Here is a 517-nt window from a genome sequence, read left to right as displayed (position 1 = left end):
TGGGTTAACTGGAAAAATAGCCGAGGTACACGTTGGTATACGGTGACAGCTGGTGATTTTAAATCGAAGCAAGAAGCCTACAATGCGCTTTCGTCGCTGCCAAGCCACGTGAAGCAGTCATCTCCGTTTGTACTGACTTTTGCAGAGATGCAACGTAAGCAACAAACTAGTGTCGTGAGAATGCGCTAATCGCCTGAAAAAACCGGAAGCTTGAGCTTCCGTTTTGTGTTTTCTTAAAGTGCTGCAAGAATAGTTTCTGCATTACTTACTTCAAATTCACCTGGCTTTTCAACGTTAAGTGTTGTTACTACGCCGTTTTCAATGATCATCGCGTAACGTTGTGAGCGAACGCCGCCAAAGCCGCCAGTATCCATTTCCAAGCCTAGCGCTTTAGTAAAGCTAGCATCACCGTCACCTAGCATCAAAATCTCAGAAGCGTTTTGAGCTTCACCCCATGCGTTCATTACGAATGCATCGTTCACCGCCACACAAGCAATTAAATCAACGCCTTTGGCTT

2 protein-coding genes are annotated in these 517 nt (G+C 45.5%); one reads left to right on the top strand and one right to left on the bottom strand.

The window, feature by feature from the left end:
• On the top strand, positions 1 to 189 hold a 189-nt coding region (locus R7190_RS30820; protein WP_318138335.1), incomplete at its 5' end, for an SPOR domain-containing protein.
• A 44-nt stretch (positions 190 to 233) separates the two neighbouring features.
• On the opposite strand, the gene R7190_RS30815 is transcribed toward R7190_RS30820, so the two are convergent.
• Positions 234 to 517, bottom strand: a 284-nt coding sequence (locus R7190_RS30815; RefSeq protein ID WP_318138334.1) for a redoxin family protein, incomplete at its 5' end; no start/stop codon positions are given.

The sequence above is a fragment of the Vibrio sp. 1078-1 genome, from assembly GCF_033340475.1.
Note: the sequence above shows the minus strand (reverse complement) of the source record. Positions and strands in the feature narration are given on the sequence as shown.